A 6890-nucleotide genomic window follows, 5' to 3' on the forward strand; every position below is an offset into this window, starting at 1 on the left:
TTTGACTTGCTGATACATGTTTATTACCTTTCGAGCCAAGGCTTATTGCTTATTTTAGCTGATTTCCTTGGCTCTGATTTGGTCGAAAGCTGCTAGCACCAATTCTGGTTATCGGTTTCTGCTTTTCTCAGCAAGCCCTATCTATATCCTGTCACGACCCCATCCACGCTAATAATTGGAAAATCGATTCCTTTGTCACAGGAGATTGCACGATCAACTCGATCGAGCCGTTGCAATTTACATAACCGATCGAGGATACGATGGCGCGCTAGTGTGAACACCCACTGTTCGACCGAACCCTTATTGATATCAAAACTATCGGCAATTTGCCAGATTTGGGTAAATACATCTAAAACTACCTCTTCACATTCCTCAACTGAATGAAGGCTTTTCCAAGCAAGCGCGTAGATCGTTCGAGCATATCGATCGTAGAGCTTTGATAGTGCACTCCGATCTCCCTCGGCGATCTTTAAGAGTAGATTTATAATTCCGCTCATTGACTGTAAAGAAAGAAAATTATGACCTTAGAGTACCCCAACTAACACTTGCTCAGATCACCTCACCCGATCGATTGATGAACGCTGAGTTTAACAAACCCCAAAGTTTTACTTGTAATTTATTGACATATTTTATTACAGATCAGAGATCTCGGGATAGCTACGGATACGTGTAAAAACCTGCAACCCACATTCCGCTAGTCCAAACGATCAAAAAATGATTAAAACGAAGCCATAGGATCGTAGCGATTGCATTCTCAATAATGCAAAGCTATTGAGAATACTTTTTCGATCGCCAAAAAGAGACTAAATCGCTAGAAAGGTTGATATGACAGGATTGTGCATTTTATTATTTTTTAGGCAATCAAACTAGCGGAATGTGGGTTGGAAGGTAACATTTGCTACCGCTCAAATATGTGTGCCACGATAATCGGCATTTGCAGGGGCTTAGCGCGACTTTACACTACTTCGGCCAGGTAAAGTAGAAAGTTGTGCCCTTACCTAGCTCTGACTGTAACCAAATCTGCCCTCCTACAGTTTCGACGATTTTCTTGACGATGCTCAAACCGATACCCGTGCTATCTGAGTTTTTTTGAGGGTTGATGGACTGGAAAATGATAAATACTCGATCGTGTTGCTCTTGTGGAATCCCTGGGCCATCATCGACGATCGTGAATTCATAGAAATCGCCCTGTTCTTGGGAGGAGATCCGCATAAAGCCATTGGATTTGTCATGATGCTTGAAGGCATTGCCGATCAGATTGGCAAATACTTGGGACAACAGTAGCCGTTTGGTGTGGAAAGTTGGCAGATCTGGGGCGATGACAATCTTAAATGTCGATGGTGGCGCGAGGGAATCGAGGATCTCAGCAAGTAACTCGGCGACGGAAACTAGCTGGATCTGGGTATCAGTGCGACCGACACGAGCATATTCGAGCAGTCCATTTATCATGGCTTCCATCCGCTGCGCTCGACCTCGCAATTGTGACATTTGCTGCTGAATCTCTGCGGGCAGCTCTGGACCCAAGTCTTCTTCAATCCATACGGAGAGATTGGAAATTGCGCGCAAGGGGGCTTTGAGGTCGTGAGAGACGATATATACAAAACTGTCTAGCTCTTGATTGCGCTCCGCTAGAGCGGTTTCCATTTGTTTGCGATCGGTAAAGTCTACCACCATGCCCAACAATCGCGTCGGCGTACCACTGGAATCGTGGTAAATACTGCTGCGCGCCCAAATCCAATGAATGCTACTATCGGCATGGATGATGCGACATTCAAAGTTCCAATCGGTACCCTCGGTGAGAGTTTGTTGGAACTTCTCATCTACAGTAGCGCGATCTTTGGGATGAACATGGGTGAGAAAGATTTCGTAGTTCCATTCTGGTAGCAACGACTCATAGCCAAAAATCCGATCGTGAATGAGCGAGCGATCGGCTGTGTGAGGCTGGGTAGTCAGATTGAGATCCCATTCACCAATTTGGGAGCTATCTAGTATAAATCGTAGTTTTGCCTCACTCTCACGCAGGGCAGCGGTTGTTTGTTGTTGCTCGATCAGGTCGGCGGCTTGACGAGCGAGTAAATCGAGAGAGCGCATCTCGCGCTCGTTCGGTCGATGACGAGATCGCCAATGGGTAGAAACCATCCCCAAGGGTTTGCCAGTGCGCGATATCAGCGGGGTGGACTGGGCAGATCGATAACCCGCCTCGAAATGCAGTCGCATTGAGCCATCGGGGTCTTCAGCTTCGGGCACATCAAAATCCACAACCGCGCGTTCGCCGTTTCGCAGGGCGATCCCGCAAGATGTATGAGAACTGATATTCACACGGTAAAAATGTTCGATTATGGGTCGATCGAACCCTTGGGTAGCAAGTAGCAACAAATCCTGAGAGCGATCGTCGAGAATCTGCACCGTACCAGCATCTGCGCCTGTCAAAGCGATCGCTGTAGCTAGGATCTCTCGATATAACGTTTGGGTATCATCTTCGGTCACTAGTCGCGCGCTCAGATCGCGGAGCAGTCGTGTATCTCGGAGGTTGGCAGCGACAATGGCTTCAGCACGGGCGCGTTCGAGTCGGGGGAAAATTCGGTTGGCAAGTTCGGAGATCAACTCGATCTCATCTTCGCGCCATTGACGCGCTCGCGAATCATTAATTCCGAGCAAATATTTCCATTCATTGCCACGATGAAAGGGTACGAGTGCAGTGGCATAAATATTGAAGGCAGCGTATCGATCCGCATCAGTCCGTGCATCAGTTTGGGCATTGTTAATGAAGATGGCTTCTCTAGCCTGCGCTGCTTGTACAAATCCCTCACTGACGAAATCTGAGACTTGATAAACACCGATGAGGTCGGGTAGTTCTAGGTTGTGCCAATCATATTCGATCGTGCACCGATCTTGAGATCGATCGATTTCACCAAACACACATTGTGAGATGTTCAGGTAGGCCCCAATCTTCTCGCCCACCGCCTGCATAATTTCGTCTGGGGAGACTAGGTGCGTAAATTCGTCTTGGATTTCTGTCAAAAAGGCGAGATTTGCTTCGCGACGTTTGCGCTCTGTCACATCATCATAAATAATGGCGACGCGCCGACTCTGGGCATCGGCAATTTTGAAGATGTAGAAACTATACCAGGTATCTAACTGCGCGGTATAAAGCTCTTGGCGTTCGCCGATCCCTATCTGGGCAACGTGACCGAGTGTTTCAAGCCATGGCGATTCCAGTGTGAAAATTTCGCTTGCCCTTATTCCTACGGGGTCTGTGCCCATCATTCTGACTGCGGCTGGATTTGCCTCTAGATAATACAAGTCCACCAGCCGATCGTTTGCGTCGAAGATTAAGTCCATGAGAACGTAGCCTTCATCCATCGACTCGAATAGAGTCCGGTATTTAGCCTCCGACTCGCGCAATGCAGCTTGAGCGCGGGCGCGTTCGAGTACTCCCCAAGTCTTCTCGGCTACTTCTTTAACTAGAGTCATCTCGTCTGGTGTCCACACTCGCGGCACGATGCTATGGACTGCCAGTCCCGCTATAAATTCGCCACCCTTGACCAGCGGCACACCGATGTAAGCACCAATCTCGATTGCGGCGTAGCCCGATTTTTCCGCTGGGGATAGGTCGGGATCGGCAGCAATATTGCACTTAAATACAGCTCGACCGCTGCGGTATGCCGCTAGCAACTCTTCCCCAAATGAATCGACTGAGTAGCTGCCGCTAATTGCTGTGGCACCGTTGGTATAGTCGCGCTCCACGACATAATTACTACCGCGAACCTCGAAGTACGCCACGCGGTTCGCGTCCAGATGTTCACCCAACACGCGGCTAGCAGTAGCCTGAATCTCTATAGGATCTGCAAGTGGGCGCAGCGCATCGGCTAGGGTAATCCGAAAAGCATCCAATTTCGCAACGAGCTGCGAAATTTGTTCTGCTTGCTTGCGCTCCGTAATATTGGTGAACAAGATCGCAACGCGGCGACTGGTGGCATCACCTAGCTTTGAAGCATAAACATCGAACCAACGGTTCAGCGCATCAGATTTGTTCTCAAACCGTACTGGTTCACCCGTCAGCGCGACGTTGCCATAGGTTTCTATCCAAAACCGTTCGAGATCGGGTACCAGTTCGCGGACTGTTTTGCCGATTGCGCTTGCTGGCAATCCAGTCAGTCTTACAAACGCCGGATTCACTTGCAAAAACCGATAATCGACTGGTTTTTCCTCGGTATCAAAGATTGCTTCCACGATGCAAAAGCCCTGATCGATCGACTCAAATAAGTTACGATATTCTGCGGCCAGTTGTGCTTGTAGTTCATTATTAACTTGTTGAAGCTGGGCTTCGACCAACTCGCGATCGCGGATTTGCTGCTCTAATGCCTGATTCGTTGCTGCTAGCTGCGATGGACTCGGTATCAGCAAAGCTTGTGGCATCAATTTCACCAATACTATGGCAGTATAAACAGAAACTATACCAGTGGCAGCTTTTACAGTGCCGGAGAGCCAGTATACTGGATGCCACAGTGTCCAGACCTCCAATAGGTGAGTAGTCCCACACAGGATAATAAATGCCCCAAATAGGTTGAAAATCCAATTAAACGGTAGATCTTCTCGTTTTTCAACGAAATAAAATAAAGTCAGTGGAATGGAGAAATAGGCAATCGCGATCGTCAGATCCGATATTAGATGTAATCCTACCAACTCTGTTTTCCAAAGGTAGCAATGTCCGTGTGGGATAAATAAATCCGATTTCCAGAAGTTAGTAAAGTATTCCATTGAGCTTAATTTGATAAATATCTACTACAATATTTATTTAGACTTTTTATCACCATCGATTACTGATTCAATTTCCGATTATTTCATTCGATCTCTTAATAGAGTTGAGCCTACTTCTAATGCTGCCTTATGATTTTCTGTCGATTCTTTCCAGCCATAATAAGCATTTAGTCGGTAGCTTTTATGTTGACCTAATTTAGCACCTTCAATGAGTATTTCCTCAGCTAATAATTTCTTAATAGCGCGGCTGAAATTTTGCTTTTGCAACTTCATTTGAGTGGCTATTTCGCTTTGGTTTATGGCAATTAAGTTATCCATATCCAAAATGCCTATCAATTTTAATAAGACCCGAAGGGTTGTTCCATCTAAACCAGAATCTGCTAACGCTTCTGTCCTCTCTTGCGACATCATCACGAAACCACCTCTACTAAAAGAACTGTGTTACTTTTTGGGACACTATAGAACCCATTTGAGATCTATCACCTAACTCTTGTCAAAAGCCAGTTCCAGCAAAATCATTAATTGAGACTGAAATGCTGTCTCAGTCAGGGCTTTAGAAAAGATCTCAAATAGGCTCTATATAAAAATGCCATTTGTAATCTCTCCTGTATCAAGATCGATTGTCGCTGGTCTGATTTTTTGCCTTGGCATTTTGCACCCTACTAAATCAAACTAGTAATTAACTCTGATTACCTTATCATCATATATGATTACTAATTTGAGTAGCAATGGAACAAAAAACTGGGTTAAGACGAAACTAATCATCTCAAACCTAGTGCATGTAATGATTCCAGGTTGTCCAGCTACTTACAATCTCAAGTTGATTTAATCCCACATTCCGCTAGTCCAAGCGATTCTCCAGGGGAGAGGCTTCGCCAACGAAAAACAATTAAAACGAAGCCATAGGATCGTAGCGATTTCATTCTCAACAATTTAAGACTATTGAGAATATGATCTCGATCGCCAAAAACAGTCTGAATCCGTAAAAGCGTTGCTAGGACGGAATTGTAGATCTTATTATTTTTTAACCGATCGAACTAGCGGAATGTGGGTTAATCGCGATCGAATCCAGAAAACCCATTGCCGATCTATTTGTGACAAATGTAAGACTTGTGTTATTTATAGCGAGAATCAAAGGTGAATCTCTCCGTAGATTGTCAGTGCTTAAACCTGCATTATCGCATCCATATTTTTACCGGATAGGTTAGTAATAAAAATTACTCATCAAGACGCAAGGTGACGCAAGGTGACACAAGGTGTTTTAAAGTGACTTAAAGTGGCTTAAAGTGACGTAAGGTGACGCAAGGTGACGCAACTAGTTACTCAAGTTGCCCAGATCGCCAACTAGTTACTGGATTTCCAACTAGTTACTCAAGTTGCCCAGATCGCCAACTAGTTACTGGATCGTCAACTAGTTGCCCAGATCGCCAACTAGTTCTGGATTGCCAAATAAACCTGTTACTAATTATTGTCAATATGTTGTGATGGGTTTATCACTCATCGTTCTGCCACAATTTATCGATGTATTCTTCAATATCTTTGCGCTTGAATCTATACCCTTTACCCATGATTCTTGTCGGCAGGTTGCCAGCGTCGATTGCTTTGGTAAGTATTTCTCGACTCAATCCTGTGAGGGCTTGAACTTCCGGCATCGTCAATAGCAATTTATCGGCAATCGGGACGTGAGGCTTAGATTCGAGGGTCGCGCGGCGGTCTAATGCGTCGATCAGTCGCTCGATAGGATTTGTCAGCCGCATCAATACCCCGACAATGCCCGACATCTCCCCGCGCTCCGTGTCGGTCACTGTCGGGGTTAGGGCTGCATCGCTAACTGTGGGCTTGATCGTGGGAATTTGCAGTTCGGTTTTGAGTTTATCGAGGTCGTCTGGATCGTAGGTAGCGATCGGTCGGGTCTTAGCACCCTCATACCGAACCTGCAATTTACCATCTTGGCTATAGCGTTCGAGGGTGCGGGTGCTGATTCCTAAATAGGGCTTGCTGAGAAAAGCAGAAACCGATAACCAGAATTGGTGCTAGCAGCTTTCGACCAAATCAGAGCCAAGGAAATCAGCTAAAATAAGCAATAAGCCTTGGCTCGAAAGGTAATAAACATGTATCAGCAAGTCAAA

At 45.9% G+C, this 6890-nt stretch carries 4 protein-coding genes; all 4 read right to left on the reverse strand.

The genetic code is table 11. The features are described 5' to 3' along the window. Window positions 1–137: 137 nt before the first annotated feature. Complete coding sequence (locus tag ACEW9J_RS18005) at window positions 138–497, reverse strand: RNA polymerase sigma factor (protein WP_373546483.1); 360 nt, start codon at window positions 495–497, stop codon at window positions 138–140. A 463-nt stretch (window positions 498–960) separates the two neighbouring features. After that, window positions 961–4761: a GAF domain-containing protein gene (locus ACEW9J_RS18010; RefSeq protein ID WP_373546484.1), complete on the reverse strand. Its 3801-nt coding sequence runs from the start codon at window positions 4759–4761 to the stop codon at window positions 961–963. A gap of 78 nt (window positions 4762–4839) precedes the next feature. Further along, window positions 4840–5172, reverse strand: a complete 333-nt coding sequence (locus tag ACEW9J_RS18015) for a hypothetical protein (RefSeq protein ID WP_373546485.1) — start codon at window positions 5170–5172, stop codon at window positions 4840–4842. Window positions 5173–6254: 1082 nt separating this feature from the next. After that, the gene (locus tag ACEW9J_RS18020) at window positions 6255–6701 is read right to left on the reverse strand and encodes a helix-turn-helix domain-containing protein (protein ID WP_373546486.1); all 447 of its coding nucleotides are present in this window, start codon (window positions 6699–6701) and stop codon (window positions 6255–6257) included. Between the last annotated feature and the right edge of the window lie 189 nt (window positions 6702–6890).

The organism is Chamaesiphon sp. (assembly GCF_041737865.1).
Taxonomy (GTDB): Bacteria; Cyanobacteriota; Cyanobacteriia; order Cyanobacteriales; family Chamaesiphonaceae; genus Chamaesiphon.

Bases quoted from the DNA above. Each gene is read 5' to 3' on its own strand.
- ACEW9J_RS18005 (WP_373546483.1), bottom strand. From the start codon at position 497: ATGAGCGGAATTATAAATCTACTCTTAAAGATCGCCGAGGGAGATCGG.
- ACEW9J_RS18010 (WP_373546484.1), bottom strand. From the start codon at position 4,761: ATGGAATACTTTACTAACTTCTGGAAATCGGATTTATTTATCCCACAC.
- ACEW9J_RS18015 (WP_373546485.1), bottom strand. From the start codon at position 5,172: ATGATGTCGCAAGAGAGGACAGAAGCGTTAGCAGATTCTGGTTTAGAT.